Annotated in this window: 17 protein-coding genes; 9 read left to right on the top strand and 8 right to left on the bottom strand. The window is 45.2% G+C overall.

The genetic code is table 11. From position 1 onward, the window contains the following. Positions 1 to 217 precede the first annotated feature (217 nt). Entirely contained in the window at positions 218 to 1,123 is a 906-nt protein-coding gene (locus BCT11_RS25380) for a manganese-dependent inorganic pyrophosphatase (protein ID WP_038873640.1), read from the top strand. A 77-nt stretch (positions 1,124 to 1,200) separates the two neighbouring features. Continuing rightward, positions 1,201 to 1,590 (top strand): DUF2750 domain-containing protein, encoded by a 390-nt coding sequence (locus tag BCT11_RS25375; RefSeq protein WP_005437260.1) that lies wholly within the window; start codon positions 1,201 to 1,203, stop codon positions 1,588 to 1,590. A 94-nt stretch (positions 1,591 to 1,684) separates the two neighbouring features. On the opposite strand, the gene BCT11_RS25370 is transcribed toward BCT11_RS25375, so the two are convergent. From BCT11_RS25370 to pspF, 6 genes are all read right to left on the bottom strand, one after another. Continuing rightward, on the bottom strand, positions 1,685 to 2,467 hold the full coding sequence (locus BCT11_RS25370; RefSeq protein ID WP_038873635.1) for an ABC transporter ATP-binding protein: 783 nt from the start codon (positions 2,465 to 2,467) through the stop codon (positions 1,685 to 1,687). Further along, positions 2,464 to 3,459 carry an oligopeptide/dipeptide ABC transporter ATP-binding protein gene (locus tag BCT11_RS25365; protein WP_102389565.1) on the bottom strand — a complete coding sequence of 332 codons (996 nt, stop codon included), beginning with the start codon at positions 3,457 to 3,459 and terminating at the stop codon, positions 2,464 to 2,466. The genes BCT11_RS25370 and BCT11_RS25365 overlap by 4 nt, the downstream gene beginning before the upstream one ends. Continuing rightward, positions 3,459 to 4,346 carry an ABC transporter permease subunit gene (locus tag BCT11_RS25360; RefSeq protein ID WP_038873629.1) on the bottom strand — a complete coding sequence of 296 codons (888 nt, stop codon included), beginning with the start codon at positions 4,344 to 4,346 and terminating at the stop codon, positions 3,459 to 3,461. The genes BCT11_RS25365 and BCT11_RS25360 overlap by 1 nt, the downstream gene beginning before the upstream one ends. Then, positions 4,333 to 5,295 carry an ABC transporter permease subunit gene (locus BCT11_RS25355; protein ID WP_038881423.1) on the bottom strand — a complete coding sequence of 321 codons (963 nt, stop codon included), beginning with the start codon at positions 5,293 to 5,295 and terminating at the stop codon, positions 4,333 to 4,335. Before BCT11_RS25355 ends, BCT11_RS25360 begins: the two co-directional genes overlap by 14 nt. Continuing rightward, the gene (sapA, locus tag BCT11_RS25350; protein WP_038881421.1) at positions 5,295 to 6,914 is read right to left on the bottom strand and encodes an ABC transporter substrate-binding protein SapA; all 1,620 of its coding nucleotides are present in this window, start codon (positions 6,912 to 6,914) and stop codon (positions 5,295 to 5,297) included. Before sapA ends, BCT11_RS25355 begins: the two co-directional genes overlap by 1 nt. 308 nt (positions 6,915 to 7,222) lie before the next feature. After that, positions 7,223 to 8,233 carry a phage shock protein operon transcriptional activator gene (gene pspF, locus BCT11_RS25345; protein ID WP_054755882.1) on the bottom strand — a complete coding sequence of 337 codons (1,011 nt, stop codon included), beginning with the start codon at positions 8,231 to 8,233 and terminating at the stop codon, positions 7,223 to 7,225. A 233-nt stretch (positions 8,234 to 8,466) separates the two neighbouring features. Between pspF and pspA the strand changes: the two genes are divergently transcribed. The 7 genes from pspA (at position 8,467) to BCT11_RS25310 (ending at position 15,776) form a co-directional block, all read left to right on the top strand. Next, a complete protein-coding gene (pspA, locus tag BCT11_RS25340; RefSeq protein ID WP_038873620.1) occupies positions 8,467 to 9,138 on the top strand; it encodes a phage shock protein PspA in 672 nt (223 codons plus the stop codon). Positions 9,139 to 9,152: 14 nt separating this feature from the next. Beyond that, entirely contained in the window at positions 9,153 to 9,386 is a 234-nt protein-coding gene (pspB, locus tag BCT11_RS25335) for an envelope stress response membrane protein PspB (RefSeq protein ID WP_038873617.1), read from the top strand. Next, positions 9,379 to 9,768, top strand: coding sequence for an envelope stress response membrane protein PspC (gene pspC / locus BCT11_RS25330; protein ID WP_038873614.1), 390 nt, complete (start codon positions 9,379 to 9,381; stop codon positions 9,766 to 9,768). The genes pspB and pspC overlap by 8 nt, the downstream gene beginning before the upstream one ends. A 156-nt stretch (positions 9,769 to 9,924) precedes the next feature. After that, a complete protein-coding gene (locus BCT11_RS25325) occupies positions 9,925 to 10,956 on the top strand; it encodes an efflux RND transporter periplasmic adaptor subunit (RefSeq protein WP_038873611.1) in 1,032 nt (343 codons plus the stop codon). A 1-nt stretch (position 10,957) separates the two neighbouring features. Continuing rightward, positions 10,958 to 12,043: an efflux RND transporter periplasmic adaptor subunit gene (locus BCT11_RS25320; RefSeq protein ID WP_045402347.1), complete on the top strand. Its 1,086-nt coding sequence runs from the start codon at positions 10,958 to 10,960 to the stop codon at positions 12,041 to 12,043. Beyond that, the gene (gene vmeI, locus BCT11_RS25315) at positions 12,040 to 15,144 is read left to right on the top strand and encodes an efflux RND transporter permease subunit VmeI (protein ID WP_045407721.1); all 3,105 of its coding nucleotides are present in this window, start codon (positions 12,040 to 12,042) and stop codon (positions 15,142 to 15,144) included. The genes BCT11_RS25320 and vmeI overlap by 4 nt, the downstream gene beginning before the upstream one ends. Positions 15,145 to 15,215: 71 nt before the next feature. Continuing rightward, a complete protein-coding gene (locus tag BCT11_RS25310; protein ID WP_102389564.1) occupies positions 15,216 to 15,776 on the top strand; it encodes a DNA-3-methyladenine glycosylase I in 561 nt (186 codons plus the stop codon). Positions 15,777 to 15,784: 8 nt separating this feature from the next. Here the strand turns inward: BCT11_RS25310 and BCT11_RS25305 are convergent, their stop codons facing one another. Together BCT11_RS25305 and BCT11_RS25300 are read right to left on the bottom strand one after the other, a co-directional pair. Beyond that, positions 15,785 to 16,642, bottom strand: coding sequence for a lipase secretion chaperone (locus tag BCT11_RS25305; RefSeq protein WP_102389563.1), 858 nt, complete (start codon positions 16,640 to 16,642; stop codon positions 15,785 to 15,787). 13 nt (positions 16,643 to 16,655) lie between these two features. After that, positions 16,656 to 17,558, bottom strand: coding sequence for a triacylglycerol lipase (locus tag BCT11_RS25300; RefSeq protein ID WP_009705784.1), 903 nt, complete (start codon positions 17,556 to 17,558; stop codon positions 16,656 to 16,658). Between the last annotated feature and the right edge of the window lie 259 nt (positions 17,559 to 17,817).

Raw genomic sequence — 17,817 nt, 5'->3', positions numbered from 1 at the left:
CGTTTGTTACGATTAAAGCGGCTTAGTGCTGCAATTCATGCTTGCTCAACTTGTTGGTCGAAGCTATTGAGCCTTTTTTACGTTTTGAAATTAGGACAAAAGCAAAATTTCAGGTAAAGTATCGGCCTTTGTGAGCAAACCCGCTTCCAAGGTGTCATTCACTATGCAATACACCCCCGTTCGGAAGCGCATCAAACTGACTTGAATAGGAAGAAACATGATTCTAGTTGTAGGTCATAAGAACCCAGACAGTGACAGCATCTGTAGTGCACTAGTTGCAACTGAACTTCTAAAGGCACGTGGTACTGAAGCGATGCCAATCCGCCAAGGCGAAATTAACCGTGAAACTCAGCACATCCTTGAAGTGGCTGGCGCAGAAGTTCCTGAACTTCGTACTTCAGTCGCGGGTGAAACTGTTTGGCTAGTAGATTACTCAGATCTAGCGCAAGCACCAGACGATATTGCTGAAGCAGAAGTTGCAGGTATTGTTGACCACCACCGTCTAGGTGACGTGATGACAGTAAACCCAATGGAAGCATGGATCTGGCCTGTTGGTTGTACTAACACAGTACTGTTCAACATGTTCAAGATTGAAGGTCACGAGATCAAGCCTCAAATCGCTAAACTAATGATGTCAGCTATTCTTTCTGACACTGTAGGTTTCGCTTCTCCAACTTGTACTCAAAAAGACAAAGATGCTGTAGCTGAGCTAGCGGCTATTGCGGACGTACAAGATGTTGATGCATTCACTAAAGATCTTCTAATCGCTAAGACAAACATCGAAGGTCTATCTGCGGCTGAACTTGTTGAAAAAGACCTGAAAGGTTACCCATTCAACGGTCGTGATGTAGTAGTAGGTCAGGTTGAACTTGCGACTCTAGACCAAGTTGACGGCATGATCGAAGCACTAGAAGCGGATCTAGAAGCACGTTGTGCAAACGACAACCTAGCATTTGCTGCTGTTATGCTAACAGACATCACTACTGCGCAAACTCGTCTTCTTTACAAAGGTGAGTGGGCTGAGAAGCTTGTTAAGCACGAGAAAGACGGCATGCTAATGATGGAAAACACTCTAAGCCGTAAGAAGCAAGGCTGGCCTTGGCTTCAAACTGAGCTTGTGTAATTTCATTATTACCAACGTATACTTTAAATGCCCGCCTATAGGTGGGCATTTTTCTATGGGAAAATAGGAGACGAGAAATGTCCGAAGCATTAACCCAAGAGCAGATGGATACCATCAACCGCTACAATGAAGAGCAGCGGTTGAAATACTGTGTGAAAGAGATTGTCGCAAACCGCAAAGTGTGGATTCTAAAGGATGAACACGGCTGTGTGATGCTGAACACCGAAGACGACGATTGTGTTCCAGTATGGCCAAATGAAGAATTCGCACAGCAATGGGCAACGGGTGATTGGGAAGAGTGCGAGCCAGAAGCGATCTCACTGAACAAATGGCACAGTCGCTGGACATCGGGTCTAGAAGATGACGAACTGTCTGTTGTGGTGTTCCCAAACCAAAATGAAGAAGGCGTCGTGCTGTTTCCTGATGAGTTTGATTTTGAGCTTCGTAAACAAGAGAGCCGTCGTTAATTGACGCGTTTATGATCAACTGTATAGATACGTTAAAGCCTGCTGTGATAGCAGGCTTTTTTGTTTTTTGATCACTGTCAGTGTTTGTCGACTTTTAGTGAGTTGGAGCTTTATAGAAGTGGCTTTCCACCAGACGCTGGGTAATCGCATGCTCTGGGTTGGTTAGTACTTGATTGGTTTCACCAAACTCTACTACTTCACCTTCGTGCATAACCATGACCTTATCAGTAATGTGCTTCACTATGCCGATATGCTGTGATACGTAAACGAAAGACAAGCCCATCTCTTCTTGTAATTCTAGGAAGAGATTAATGATTTGCGAGCGCATCGCCATGTCTAAACCGTTTAATGCCTCATCGGCAACAATGATGGAAGGTTGTAGAATCAAAGCACGAGCAAGACACACTCGCTGTTTCTGACCTGCTGCCAGCATCTGAGGGTAGAAGTAAGCATGCTCTGGAAGCAAACCTACACGAAGTAAGGTTTCTTTTACACGTTTCATGCGTGCGTCTGGTGGCATGTTCGTGTTTCGCTTTAACGGACCTTCCAAGATTCGACCAATCTGAATGCGCGGATTCAATGAGGTATTTGGATCTTGAAAAATCATGCGGATCAGCTTACAACGCGTCGAATAGTCTTTGTGTTCTAAGCGCTCACCATTAACGCGAATCTCACCAGAGCTTGGTTCGACAACGCCAGCAAGCATGCGCGCTAATGTTGACTTGCCAGAGCCATTTTGACCAATAAAGCCGATAGTTTGTCCCGGCTCTAAGGAAAAGCTCACCGGCTTAACTGCTTCTTTGACTGTGCGTTTAAACAGACCAGAGCGCGTGACGAACTGTTTCGATAGGTTATCGACTTCAAGCAACGCACTCATGAATGTTTCTCCGTATTCAGTGGGAAGTGACAGCTAAATTTATGGTTTTTGATACGTTTAGTATGTGGAATTTCGACGCATTGCCTCTGAGCATAAGGGCAACGGGGTCCTAAGCGACAACCGATCGGCAGATGCTGAAGTGGAGGGATAGAACCCGGTAGAGATTGCAGCTTTTGCTTGTGCGGAATCCAGTTGTTAAAGTCAGGCATGGCTTTAAGCAGTGCCGCAGTATAAGGGTGCTTGGGAGCGGCGACCAACTTTTCTGTATCAGCCGATTCAACGGACTGCCCACAGTACATTACCGTAATGCGATTTGCCCACTGAGTAATAGTGGTTAAGTCGTGACCAATCAGCACAATCGTTGTGTTGTTGAGTTGGTTCATGCGACTCAGCAAACGCAGAATTTGAGATTGAGTAATCGGGTCTAGATCGTTGGTTGGCTCATCAGCAATCAAGATTTTTGGCTTGGTTGCAATCGCCATCGCAATCATGACTTTTTGACATTCACCATCGGTCAACTCATAAGGATAACTGCCCATCAAACGACGGTGATCTTTGATACCCACTTTATGGAGTAGGGCAACTGCTTGTTTCCTGCGCCACTTGAAGCGCTCCCACCATTTACCTTCAAACGATCGAGAAGGGATGGATTCAATTAACTGTCTTCCGACTTCTTCCGACGGATCCAAACAAGTCGATGGCTCTTGGAAAATCATCGCAATGTCACGTGCAATCACACGACGGCGCTCTTTTGGCGTTAGCTGAAGCAGATCAATATTGCCAAGACGCATTCGGTCTGCGGTCACTTTCCAGTTGTCTTTACAAACACCCACGATAGCCTTTGCAACCAAACTCTTACCGGAACCAGATTCACCAACCAGACCACGAATTTCACCTTCATTCAAGGTAATACTCATGCGATCAACGGCTTTGACTAAGCCCGATGGTGTTTCAATTTCAATGGTTAAATGTCGAATATCTAATAATGGCATTATTCGATCCCCGCATTGAGTGCTTGGCGTACACCTTCACCCACTAAGTTTAGAACAACAACGGTAAACATAATGGTCAGACCCGGTAAGGTAACGGTCCAAGGTGCGATGTATATCAGTTCAACAGAGTCACCCAAGATCGCACCCCATTCCGTACTTGGTGCTTGTGCGCCTAAACCTAGGAAACCAAGCGCAGTGATATCTAGAATGGCGACCGAGAGTGCCAGGGTTATTTCTGCAGCGATGACTGTTAATACGTTCGGTAGAATCGAGTTCCAAAGCAAGTAGAAGTCGTTAGCGCCATCCAAACGGGCAGCCATGATGTAGTCTTTTTCGACTTCGGTGTGCACGGCGATGTAAACCGAGCGGATAAAGCGTGGAATTAAAGCCAGACAGATCGCCAAAAGGATATTGAACTCACCAAAGCCCAAAAACGCCACAAAGATAATCGCCAGCAGTAATGATGGAATGGACATGACTGTGTCGAGCAAGTGGTTAAGCGTACTGGATAACAGACCTTTGGTCATACCCGCTAACACACCAATAATACAGCCGATGAATGCGGCAATAGCAGTAATTGCTACGGCAGCACCAAAGGTGAGCTGAGAGCCCATAATTAAACGAGATAAGATATCGCGACCTAGGTCGTCAGTTCCTAAAAAGTAATCGACGGTTCCGGCTGGCGCCCACGAAGGCGGCACTAACAATTCGCCAGATTGAGCTTGTGGATCGTAAGGCGCTAAAATAGGGGCCAATATGGTGATTAAGACAATAAAGCCAAGGCACCAAAGACCAAACATTGCCAAACTGTTTGCGCGGTAACTGCGCCAGAATCGTTCAAACTGGGTTGGAATGCGCTCTTCCTGATAAACGTTATTTGTTAGCATACCATTCCTTTCTCACCAGAGGGTTAATCATGGCACCAATCAGATCCGATAGGATATTGGCGGTTAAAACAAGCGTCGCTAACACCATGACACCTGCTTGGATGGAAGCGTAATCTTGATTTGCAAGTGCATCCAATAACCAACGTCCAATGCCCGGCCAGTTAAAGATGGATTCTGTGATGATCGCCAAGGTAATCATGCTCGAAAGCTGAACGCCAACTTTTGGGATGATAGGCGGAATCGCATTCCGAAGAACGTGTTGAGTGACGATCTCACGGTTGGATAAACCTTTGATTCGTGCGGCGCGAATGTAGTTTTGACTCATCACTTCTGCCACTGATGCACGCATCAAACCAATGACTTGTGTTGTTGGTGTCAATGCGAGAACCAAACAAGGCAGGATCATATGCTCAATCACGCTTTGTAACGCGTGAGCACGGTATTCACCTTTGGCCATAAAGGCATCAATAATTGCAAAGCCTGTTACGTGGTCAATTTCGTAAAGTAAGTCATAACGACCCGCCACAGGGAATACGTGGTATTGCAGGGAGAAGACCATAATCAGCATCAGGGCAACCCAGAAGATTGGCGCCGAATACCCTGACATAGAGACAAATGAGATGCTGGTGTCTAGCCACTTGCCTTGTTTCATGCCTGCTACGGTCCCCAAAGGAATGCCAATTAATAGTGAAACAACGAAGGCGAAGAAACACAACTCTAACGTCGCAGGGAATACGACCGCGAGCTCAGCATAGATTGGGTTCCCATTCTTACTGATACCAAAATTAAGATGTGAAAGCTCAACAAGGTAGCTTTGCCAGCCTGACCAAAACTCCACGTTTGCCCAGTGTGATGTCGGATCAAGACGTAGCAAAGAGAAGCCCACTAAAGTGAGGATCATCAAAGTGATGACAAAGAGATTAAGACGTCTTACGGCGTACCAAAACATTAATGAACTCTCTCAACTTTATCAAAAGGTTGTGCATTGAAAGGGCTCGATTTAAAGCCTTTCAACGATTTATCGTGCACACGGAATTGAACGCCGTGAGCTAATGGAATGACAGGAAACTCTTCATTGAGAATATTCTGCGCTTGGCGATACAAGTTTAAACGATAACGTTGTTGCTCGGTTTCTAATGCCAGATCCAACAAGAAATCGAAGTCGTCGTTACACCACATGGAAACGTTAAGGCCAACACGTTCAGATTCACAAGAAAGCAGAGGGCGGAAGAAGTTATCAGGATCGCCCGTATCACCAATCCAACCTGTTAGCAGTAAGTCAACATTATTGATGTTTTCGAGCTGAGTTCGTTCAAAGCGATCATCGGTTAGTAGTCGTACTTCGACGCCGATATCAGCAAAGTTCGCCTGAATCAACTCCGCGGTTTTACGTGGACTTGGATTGAAGGCTCTAGGTTCTAGCGGCACCCACATGGTTAATTGCAGACCTTTCTCATACCCAGCTTCTCGCAGCAACGCCAATGCGTAATTACGATCATAACGGATCTTTACGCTGTCTTTCTGGTATGCCCATGAGTTCGGCGGCAGTAGTGTATAAGCTTGAGTACCCGTGCCGTAATATACGGAATCAAGGATATTTTGGCGGTTGATAGCAAGGTTAAGAGCTTGACGAACTCGCGCATCTTTCAGTGCCGGATGACCAGTATTAATCGCGATAAAAGAGACGTTATTAGCAGGCGTTGCGGTTAATTCAAGGTGCTCGGTTTCTTGTATGATTGGAATTTGGCTAGAGATTGGCGAAGCAAGTACATCACATTCATTGCGTAAAAGTTTTGCCAACGTGCCAGTACCACGATGTGAAATATCAAACACGACCTGTTCCATTTTCGCCGGCGTTTTCCAGTATTTAGGGTGACGCTCCAAACGAATCAAATCATTCACTTGGTATTCTTTTAACTGGTAAGGACCGGTACCGATAGGTAACAAGTCAATTTGTTCTTTTTCGTCTTTGGCCGCAAGTTGTTGCCCATATTCTGCTGACAGCAGCACGGCGTGACTGGTGGCAATATTGGCTAAAAAGGCAAAGTTAGGTTGTGAGAGAACAAACTTAACGGTGTGGTCATCAAGAGCAATCACATCTTGCACGAGATTTTGGAAGTCTAAACCTGCAAACCATGGATAAAAACCACCACCGACGTCGTGAAACGGATGGTCTACATCAATGATTCGCTTGAAGCTGAATACCACATCTTGTGCATTAAATGGACGAGAAGGGGAGAACCAAGGAGTTTTTTGAAATTGCACGTCCTGCTTTAAGTTAAAGGTGTATTCCGTACCTTCCTCATTTACAGACCACTTTTCTGCAAGGTTGGCAACTGGTTGGTGAGATTTAGGATCGAGTGTAAGCAGCGTATCGTATAGCTGAGGGCTAAGTGCTTCGGCAGTGATGCCGCTGTCAATGAGCTGAGGGTTAAACGTGGTTGGCTTACCCTGCCCACAAAACACAAATCCATTCTCACGAATATCATTGTGATCGATTTCGTCACCACAAGCGGTGAGTAAGCTAATCCCGATAAGGCTCAGCGATAGTTTGATAAAAGCTTTCATAATATGAAATGGTCATTGGATCTTGCTTGTTTCTATGCGGTTGAAGGCGAAGAGTGACAAGCGAAAATGATCTCGCTAATTTATCACCTTTGCTAACTCGCTCCAAATACAAAATCGTTGAGTCGCAGGGTGTTAGATCAAATTACCGCATCATTTACTGATAATGACCAAATTTGCCTCTTGAGTGCTCGCTACTATGTATTATTCCAGTCGTCATGAAGTTCCGCTCAATTCCCCCTAATTCGATAAAGGGGGCTGTGTTTTAGTATAGTGAGCGATTTAAGGATGATGCCATTTACGTCAAAGACTTAGCTTTGTCCAACCAATCCGTATTTTCTTACCATCCCCCTAAGTTGATGGTAACTGAGTCCAAGTAAGTCCGCTGCTTGTCGTTGATTAAATTTGGCCTCTTCTAATGCGCGGTTAAGAAGAGTGATGTCTTGTTCTTCTTGCCATTGTTTGTAGTCCAGCGGGAAGTTAATTGTTGGACCAACATGAGGTTGCTCCGTTTCCTGCTCTCCTTGCTCTGAAGAATGACCAAGTGCGTTTTCCCAACCGGTTTCAAATGGATTAAACACCAAGTACTCGATTGGATCGGCATTGAGTCCGTGGCGATAAATAGCTCGCTCTATTACGTTCTTGAGTTCACGCACATTACCAGGCCAAGCGTAATCTAATAGAGACTGTTGTGCTTCTTCTGTAAAGCCAACAAAGTACTCCAGTTGTAATTCACGACACATTTTTATGGCGTAGTGCTCGGCGAGAGAAAGAATGTCTTCTTTGCGTTCTCGCAAGGGTGGCAACATGATCACATCAAAGGCCAGTCGGTCGAGCAAGTCCGCGCGAAAATCACCGCGCTCTGCCAATTGTGGAAGGTCAGCGTTGGTAGCACACACCAAACGAACGTCTGCAGTTAATGCAGTATGGCCGCCTACACGCTCATACTCGCCGTATTCGATTACTCGCAATAGTTTTTCTTGTACCAAAAGCGGGGCTGTCGCGAGTTCATCGAGGAAAAGCGTGCCCCCTTCGGCCCTCTCAAAGCGTCCCTTGTGTTTCCCTTTCGAACCGGTAAATGAACCAGATTCATGGCCAAAAAGTTCAGAATCAATCAAGCCTTCGCTTAATGTCGCACAGTTTAGAGAAAGCAGTGGCTTATCCCAACGTCTTGATAAATAGTGTAAACGTTGTGCGATGAGTTCTTTACCTGTGCCTCGTTCTCCGATTATGAGGACCGGTCGTTCAATCGGCGCGATTTGTGATACTTTATCTAACACAGAGAGAAAGGCGGGTGATTCACCGATTAGGTTCTGCTTCATAAAGTCCTTCTTATTTTTTATCTGACCATGATTTACAGTATTGAAGTTGGTGAAATTTACCAACTGTTGGTAAAAAACATCATAGCATATCAGTGTGCTACAACAACAAAATGACTAACTTGTTGTTTAGTAAAGAAAAATAAAGTTGGCATACTACTTGATATAGGTAAAGGGAGACACAAGGTAAATGACCACCTTGTCGAGTTTAAATAGGAAGAAAGAGGAGTTCCGTTATGGGTATTTTTTCTCGTTTTGCAGATATCGTTAACTCAAACATCAGTGCATTGCTAGACAAGGCGGAAGATCCTGAAAAAATGATCCGTCTTATCATTCAAGAAATGGAAGACACACTTGTTGAAGTGCGTACCAACTCGGCTAAAGCGATTGCAGACAAAAAAGAGTTGGCTCGCAAAGTGGAAGCACTAGAAGAGCAAATTACTGAGTGGGGCCAAAAAGCGAGCCTTGCACTAGTAAAAGAGCGTGAAGATTTAGCGCGTGCCGCTTTGATTGAAAAGCAGAAACTTGAGCACGTAATTAAAGGCCTTCACACTGAGCAAACACTCGTTGAAGAAACCATCGAAAAATTGACAGGTGAAATCGGTAAGTTGGAAGCCAAAATTACAGAAACTCGAGCGAAGCAACAAGCGCTTGCGATTCGTAACCAAACGGCTTCTAACCGACGTGATGTTCAAAAACAATTGCACGCAGGTCGTACAAACGAAGCGATGGCAAAGTTTGAACAATACTCTCGTAAAATTGATGAGATGGAAGCAGAAGCGGATCTTTACGCAAAGACTGGTAATGCTAAATCGTTAGACCAAGAGTTTGCAGAGCTGCAAGCACAAGATGAAATTGAAAAAGAGTTGGCAAAACTGAAAGAACAGATGTCATCGAACGATAAATAAGAAAGGAGCCATTCATGTCGACATTTATTATTACTGGACCATTGATTGTCTTTTTAATCTTTGTCGCTCCACTATGGCTCTTCTTACACTATCGCAGCAAACGCAAAGCAGATAGTGCACTGTCGGGCCAAGATCTAGAGCGTCTTCAGGTACTGTCTGAAAAAGCGGAGGCGATGCAATCTCGCGTTGAAACATTGGAGCGTATCTTAGATGCAGAATCCCCAACGTGGAGACGAAAGTATGATTAAACGAGAGCTGTATCGCGACCCTGTTAATGGCAAAATCTCCGGTGTGTGTGCCGGAGTCGCGAACTACTTTGGTGCGGAAGTTTGGTTGATTCGGATCGTCGTGATATCGGCAGCCTTACTTGGTGGTACTTTTCTCGTGTTGCTGGCTTATATTGCAATGACATTCATGTTGGAAAAGCAGCCCGTAACTTATACTGAGAATATCAAGTCACGCCAAGAGCATACGTTGAAGAGCAAACCATGGCAGAAAGGCCAGAGCCCAGACCAACTGTTGAGTGTTTTAGAAAGTGACTTTAGCCGCCTTGATGGAAAAATCCGTAGTATGGAAGCGTATGTCACGTCAGACGCATATCGCGTAAACAGAGAATTTAATAAACTCTGATAATTAATTATGATTTTATTGATAAAGCAGGCTTCGGCCTGCTTTATTTTTGTCTCAAATTGCTATTTTTAAAGAATTTTTTTGCTCCGATGCTCTAGAAGAACACCATAAATTCATCTACCTTAAAAGGAATGGATCTTAAATGGATGAATTAACATGAGAAAAGCGCTCATTCCAATCGCTGTCATGACGGTTCTCTCTGGGTGTGGAAAAGAGCTACCACCAGTCCCAGAACCGGAATCTCGGCCCGCTAAACTCTTTACGGTCACTGTAGGCAATGCACAGTTTGAAAGACACTTTCCTGCCACTACAGAAGCCGGAGACCGAGCCGTTCTCGCATTCCGAGTGCCTGGTTTGCTTCAATCGATCGAAGTCAATGCCGGACAAATGGTGAATAAAGGTGATGTGCTTGCCGTACTCAACCCTGACGAATACTCGCTACTCGAAAAACAAGCCCGAGCAAATTACACCCTTGCTGATGTTCAATACGAACGCTCGAAAAAGCTTCGTAAAGAGCAAGTGGTTTCGGAACAAGACTTCGATGCGGCGAAAGCCAATCACAATTCAGCTAAAGCTCAGTGGAATCAGGCCAAAGCTAACCTGAGGTACACAAAGCTTGTTGCGCCTTACGATGGCACGATTTCGTATCTGCCAGCAGAAAACCATGAGTATGTGGCGGCAAAAGAAGGCGTCATGAATATTCAAACCAATCAAGTCATGAAGGTGTTGTTCCAGCTTCCTGATCATCTACTCAGCAAATTCACACAGGGTGCGAATGCTTATGCATCAATGACATTTGATGCGTTTCCTGAGCGCGCTTTTGAGGTGACATTCCAAGAAATTGATACCGAAGCCGATCCTAAAACTGGCAGTTACAAAGTCACAATGGTAATGGAGCGTCCTGAGGGCGTTGGCATCCTACCAGGAATGTCCGGTAATGTTCATCTTGTGTCTGAAAACGCGGGTGCGACTAAAATTCCTGATTCAGCCCTGTTTACCGAAGATGGCAAAACCTGCGTTTGGCGTGTTAATGATCAAGGCATTGTTGAAAAAGTCTCGGTTTCTTTGAACGACAAGCAGCAAGTTGAAAAAGGGCTAGAGGATGGAGATCAAATCATCATCTCCGGTGTCAATGTCATTGAGCCGGGTATTAAGGTTCGTGAGTGGGTTAAGGAGCGAGGATTATAGTATGAAAGGAATCATAGCTTTAACCACGCTTTGCTCTGCCATGTTACTTGCAGGCTGTGGTGAAAAAGGCCCAGAAAGAGAATTGGAGACCCCTCGTGTTCGTGTTGCTTCTCTAGAAGGGCAGCGCGTTGATGACAACTTATATTTTCCTGCGATAGCCAACGCTGCCGATCGTTCACATTTGAGTTTCCGTGTGGCAGGTGAGGTAAGTCGTGTTTTGGTCAAAGAAGGCGATAAGGTCATTAAAGGTGATGTCATTGCTAGGCTTGACCCAACCGATTATCAATTGGACGTAGATAACGCATCTGCGCGTTTTTCTGTGGTAGACAGCCAATATCGTCGTTCCGCACCGCTGGTTAAAAAAGGTTTATTAGCTAAGTCCCAATTTGATGAAATTGCGGCACAACGCCAAATCGCGCTCGCTGAGCTTGAATTGGCTAAGTTGCGTTTGTCTTTCACTGAGCTTAAAGCGCCAGTCGACGGCATTATTTCCCGTGTTAATGTCGATCAATTTGAAAATATTCAAGTTGGTCAATATATTGTTAACATTCACAGTGTTGATCGCGTTGAAGTCCTTATTCAGCTCCCCGATCGTCTTTACGTGAACCAACCTCCTACTGAAGAGCGTTTGACGGCAATTAATGCTGTCGTTCGTGTGCCAAGTGGCAATGAATACAAGGCGAAAATCAAAGAGTTCACGACAGAACCTGACCCTGATACAGGCACCTTTACGGTGACGCTATCACTGCCAATGCCGGAAAACGAATACATTCTTGATGGTATGGCGGTAGACGTGACATCGAAAGATGAAAAGGTGGGTCTTGAGCTTAACGTCGGCATTAATGTTCCCATTGAAGCGATCTTTAATGCCGATGGAGATGATCTGAGCCGTGAAAATAAATTCGTTTGGGTTTTGAATGATGATAATACCGTGAGCCGCAAACAAGTGCGTGCAGGTAAAGCGTCACAAACCTCAGTTCAGATTCTTGATGGCCTAGAACTTGATGACAAAGTCGTTGTTGCTGGTGTATCCCGATTAAGAGATGGCATAAAAGTGGAAGTGGTTAAGCAGGAGGCAACGCAATGAGTGAACAAAAAAATACTGCGCCTCAAGATGATGATAACGTAACTGGCATTGCGGCCTATTTTATTCGCAACCGTGTTATCAGTTGGATGGTGTCGCTGATCTTTTTGATCGGCGGTGTGTCAGCATTCTTTGGCTTGGGACGTTTAGAAGATCCTGCGTTTACTATCAAAGATGCAATGGTTGTTACTTCTTATCCGGGCGCAACGCCTCAACAGGTTGAGGAAGAGGTAACGTATCCGATAGAAAAAGCGATTCAACAGCTGACTTATGTTGATGAGGTCAATTCCATCTCCAGCCGAGGCTTGTCGCAAATCACCGTGACCATGAAAAACAACTATGGTCCAGATGACTTACCACAGATATGGGATGAACTGCGTCGAAAAGTAAATGACTTAAAGGGCTCCCTGCCTCCGGGTGTAAATGACCCATCGGTTATCGATGACTTTGGCGACGTATACGGTATTTTGCTCGCGGTTACTGGTGATGGGTACAGTTACAAAGAGTTGCTCGACTATGTTGATTATTTAAGGCGGGAACTCGAACTTGTTGACGGCGTCAGCAAAGTTTCGGTTTCTGGCCAGCAACAAGAGCAAGTCTTCATTGAAATCTCGATGAAGAAGTTGAGCAGTCTTGGCCTATCACCAAATACGGTTTTCAATTTACTTTCGACTCAAAACGTCGTTTCCGATGCCGGTGCAATTCGAATTGGTAATGAGTACATTCGTATTCAACCGACGGGTGAGTTCCAAAGTGTTGATGAGCTAGGTGATTTGTTGATCACGGAATCAGGTGCTCAAGGTCTTATCTTCTTAAAAGACGTTGCTGAGATTAAACGTGGCTACATGGAAGTCCCGACGAACATCATTAACTACAACGGTGAACTGGCGTTGAACTTGGGCGTCTCATTCGCTCAAGGTGTGAACGTTGTGGAAGTGGGCAAAGCATTTGATCGCCGTGTTGCAGAACTGAAATACCAACAACCCGTTGGTGTTGAAATTTCAGAAATCTACAACCAGCCGAAAGAAGTAGATAAGTCAGTGAGCGGCTTCGTTATCAGCCTAGCTCAAGCGGTGGGTATCGTAATTATCGTTTTGCTGTTTTTCATGGGGCTGCGCTCGGGTCTGCTTATCGGTCTAATTCTGCTTTTGACCGTGCTTGGCACTTTCATCTTCATGAAGTATCTGGCCATCGATTTGCAGCGTATTTCGTTAGGTGCCTTGGTTATTGCTCTAGGTATGCTGGTGGATAATGCCATCGTTGTCGTGGAAGGGATACTCATAGGTACCCAGAAAGGGCGAACGAGACTGCAAGCTGCAACGGATATTGTAACGCAAACCAAATGGCCGCTATTGGGTGCAACGGTGATCGCGGTAACGGCGTTTGCACCAATTGGTTTATCAGAAGACTCGACAGGTGAATATTGTGGCACCCTGTTTACCGTGTTGCTTATCTCTCTGATGTTAAGTTGGTTTACGGCGATTTCGTTAACACCATTTTTTGCTGATATCTTCTTTAAAGGGCAGAAAATCAAAAGTGGTGAAGGCGAAGACAACGACCCATACAACGGTATTGTTTTTGTCATGTACAAGAAGTTCCTTAGCTTCTGTATGCGCCGAGCTTGGTTCACCGTGGTTGTTTTGGTGGCAGGTTTGGCCGCGAGCGTTTACGGCTTTACGCACGTGAAACAAGCATTCTTCCCATCTTCAACGACACCTATCTTCCAATTGGATGTTTGGTTACCGGAAGGCACCGATATTCGAGCGACTGACGATACGTTGCAGGAGTTAGAAGGTTGGTTGGCAGAACAGGACCATGTAGACCACATCACGACGACGGCGGGTAAAGGTTTGCAACGTTTCATGCTGACCTACGCACCAGAAAAAAGCTACGCGGCTTATGGTGAGATCACTACTCGAGTTGATAACTACGAAGCACTAGCCCCGTTAATGGAACGTTTTAGAGAGCATTTGAAATCTGATTACCCAGAGATCAACTACAAGCTGAAACAAATTGAATTGGGCCCTGGTGGCGGTGCGAAAATTGAAGCACGTGTTATCGGTTCTGATCCAACAGTGCTACGTACTATCGCTGCGCAAGTGATGGATGTGATGTACGCCGACCCAGGTGCAACAAACATTCGTCATGATTGGCGTGAACGTACTCAGGTACTTGAGCCTCAGTTTAATGAAAGCCAAGCACGCCGTTACGGTATCACCAAATCAGATGTGGACGATTTCCTTTCAATGTCGTTTTCGGGCATGAGCATCGGTCTTTACCGAGATGGTACAACGCTAATGCCAATTGTTGCTCGTCTACCAGAAGATGAGCGTATCGATATTCGCAACATCGAAGGGATGAAGATTTGGAGTCCAGCACAGAGTGAGTTTATTCCATTGCAACAAGTGACCATGGGTTACGATATGCGTTGGGAAGATCCAATCATTGTGCGTAAGAACCGCAAGCGTATGCTAACGGTGATGGCAGATCCAGATATCTTGGGTGAAGAGACGGCGGCAACATTGCAAAAACGCCTACAACCTCAGATTGAAGCGATCGAAATGCCACCAGGCTACTCTCTAGAGTGGGGTGGTGAATATGAGTCTTCTGGTGATGCTAAAGCATCGTTGTTCACCACGATGCCGATGGGTTACTTGTTCATGTTCTTGATCACCATTTTCTTGTTCAACTCAATCAAAGAACCTTTGATTGTTTGGTTAACGGTGCCTCTGGCATTGATTGGTGTGACGACAGGTTTATTGGCCTTGAATACACCATTCGGTTTTATGGCGCTGCTGGGCTTCTTGAGCTTGTCTGGTATGGTTCTGAAGAATGGTATTGTACTGCTTGACCAGATCGAGATTGAGATGAAGTCGGGTAAAGAAGCGTACGATGCCGTAGTTGATGCCGCGGTGAGTCGTGTGCGCCCGGTATGTATGGCGGCAATCACTACCATTCTTGGTATGATTCCTCTACTACCGGATATCTTCTTCAAACCAATGGCAGTAACCATCATGTTTGGTTTGGGTTTTGCGACCGTACTGACACTAATTGTTGTACCAGTGTTGTATCGTCTATTCCACAGAGTAGCATTACCAAAGTAACCGCTTAACTCAGTTAAGTTTGAAAAACGCCTCTGACCGATTGTCAGGGGCGTTTTTATAAGGATAAAAGTATGGAACATAGAACGTGTGCATGGGCGATGAACCACCCACTTGAACGTGAATATCACGATGCGGAATGGGGAGTGCCTGTTCATGATGACAACGTATTATTCGAGTTCATTACGCTAGAAGGCGCGCAAGCCGGCTTGAGTTGGATTACGATTCTGAAAAAGCGAGAAGGCTATCGTGAAGCGTTTGAGCACTATGATTTAGAGAAGTTGATTCAACGCGATGAAGAGCGTACAGAGTTCATCGTTGAAAACTTCGATGTGGTCAAGCATCGCGGTAAAATCAATTCGGTTTTTAGTAATGCCAAAGCAGCCAAACAATTAATCGAAGAATACGGAAGCCTTTCCGCTGCGCTATGGCAATTTGTCGATGGCAAGCCAATTGTGAATCACTGGACAGATATGAGCCAAGTGCCAGTATCGACAGAACAGTCCAAAACGATGAGTAAGTTCCTTAAGAAGAAAGGCTTTAAGTTTGTTGGTGAGACCATTTGCTATGCCTTTATGCAAGCCGTAGGCATGGTCGACGACCACATTGTTGGTTGTCCTAAAAAGCCTAACTAGACATCGAACTAGTTGTTCGCTTCACTATCATGAATTCTTTCTAAAGCTTCGACGCGACGCCATTGGTTTTGCTCGAAGCTTTGCTCTCTTAATCCGGCGATTTCTGTTTTCTTTTCTTCTTCACCGAGGAAATCATTGTTGATGATCTCCGCTCGTTTCTCTAAATACTCGTTGAGTGATGCATTAAACGAGGCTCGTTGCTCGTCCAAAGCCTGTAGTCGTTCGGCGCCTTCTTCGCCCACCAAATCAATACGAGCCAAATACTTCTCCTGTGCAGTCATTTCTGAGGTCTGATTTAGTTCAATCACTAGCGCGTTGTTGCGCTCACTTTGTTGAATGTAATCAGGTTGAGAGGCGAGGTTTTCTTCGAGCATTTGTTGTTGAGAATCCGCGTCTAATTGGGTTTCTCGAATGGCGAGTTTATCTATTGCTAACTGGCGTAAGCGATTTTCTTCATCGAAAAGTTGAGCGATTTGTTCGTCAGTAAAAAATTCGCTCTGCATCGACAAGATGGCGTTGTTCAGTTGTTTCAACTCCATCAATGACAATGAATTTCCTTCAAACGGTTCTAGCTTGGATAACGCTTCTTTGTAGGCGAGGTAGGTTTCGAACAATTCTGCGTTGATATCCAGTGAATTTGATTGTGATTCTCCGGCTTCTACGTTGGCTTTGGTTTCTGCAAGGCTTTGCTCCCCAAGACTGCTCAATGAGTACTCAAAGAAGTCTTTCTGGGAGGAAAGATCAACTGTAGTGTCTTGTTGTGAATGCGCCTTTATTGGCTGCGCTGACTGAGGTTGATACAAATAAACCGCTCCTACACTAATGAGTGATACAACGGGCACAATGACAAGAGCGGCATTCTTCATGATAAGTTCCTTTTTATAGACCTTGCAGTTTCAAGCGATTTGCATGCTGACGATACAGTGTGACTGGGTCAGTTTCGAACAAGTGATGAATACCAAGCAATCCGTTGATTTCATCCAGATGATTCATCTTGTAGTTGTCTCGAATCACCTTACCTAGGTGAGTACTGCATGCCCCGACAAGGCCATCGTTCGGACCATCAAATGCCAAGCCTAAGACGACCATTGCGCCGTCAGTAGGGTCAAATAGATTGGTAAAGTTCGAAGAGCCCGTCCATGAGTAGTAATACACGCCATTCGATGCCAACAAGTCACCATCTCCGCATTCACTGGTAGGGATACCTTCTGGGTAATACTGGTTGAACGCCAAAGAACCTTCGGTGGTTAGAGCTTCTAAAGAGGCCAATGGATCTTGGTCGAGGTCTGTGCCACCAGAAAGTAGGTTAATCAATGTCACGAGCCCTTCTGCCAACTTCACAGCCACGCCTTCACTGATAGAGCCTTCAGGCACCGTACCGCGCACAATATCTGCAACTTTAGAGCCCTTATTTACTCCTCCGATACTGGTAACGGATGCTACTAAGTCTGGGCGTATGGAGGCGACATAACGTGTTGTTGGACCACCGTGACTGTGTCCAATCAAGTTGACCTTCTGTGCGCCTGTTGCAGCAAGCAGCGTTTCAACCTGTGCTAATAGCTGCTCACCGCGAGCTTCACTGCTGTTGGTCGCAGATACTTGGGCAACATAAACCGTTGCGCCATCTTTGGTCAGAGAGTGTGGTATGCCATAGAAGTAATCGACACCGGCCAAGGTATCAAAGCCAAACAACCCATGAACAAGAACAATGGGATATTTAGTCTCCGTGTACCCACTGGCGTTGGCGGATGCAAAGGGTAGGGTGCTTAAAACGAAAAGCATTGTTGTTATGAATCTGAGTTTCAAAACGATCTCCTTGTGGTATGACCTCTTGTGAGTTTTATAAAATAGGAGATAAGTTTTGCGGTTGAGAAGTTCGTTTGTGGCACATTGTTTTAATCTGTGATTACTCAAAAGAAAATCAACAGATATGATTAACATTGAATTTGTGAATATTAGAACGTTAGTTAATTCTAATTAAGACAATGGGTTAGTAACTCTGTAATGAGCGGCAAAAAAATAGGTTCATCGCGGATAAGCG

The organism is Vibrio sp. 10N.222.52.B12, assembly GCF_002875385.1.
In the GTDB taxonomy this organism is placed as follows: domain Bacteria; phylum Pseudomonadota; class Gammaproteobacteria; order Enterobacterales; family Vibrionaceae; genus Vibrio; species Vibrio jasicida.
This window is presented reverse-complemented; position numbering and strand designations above follow the sequence as displayed.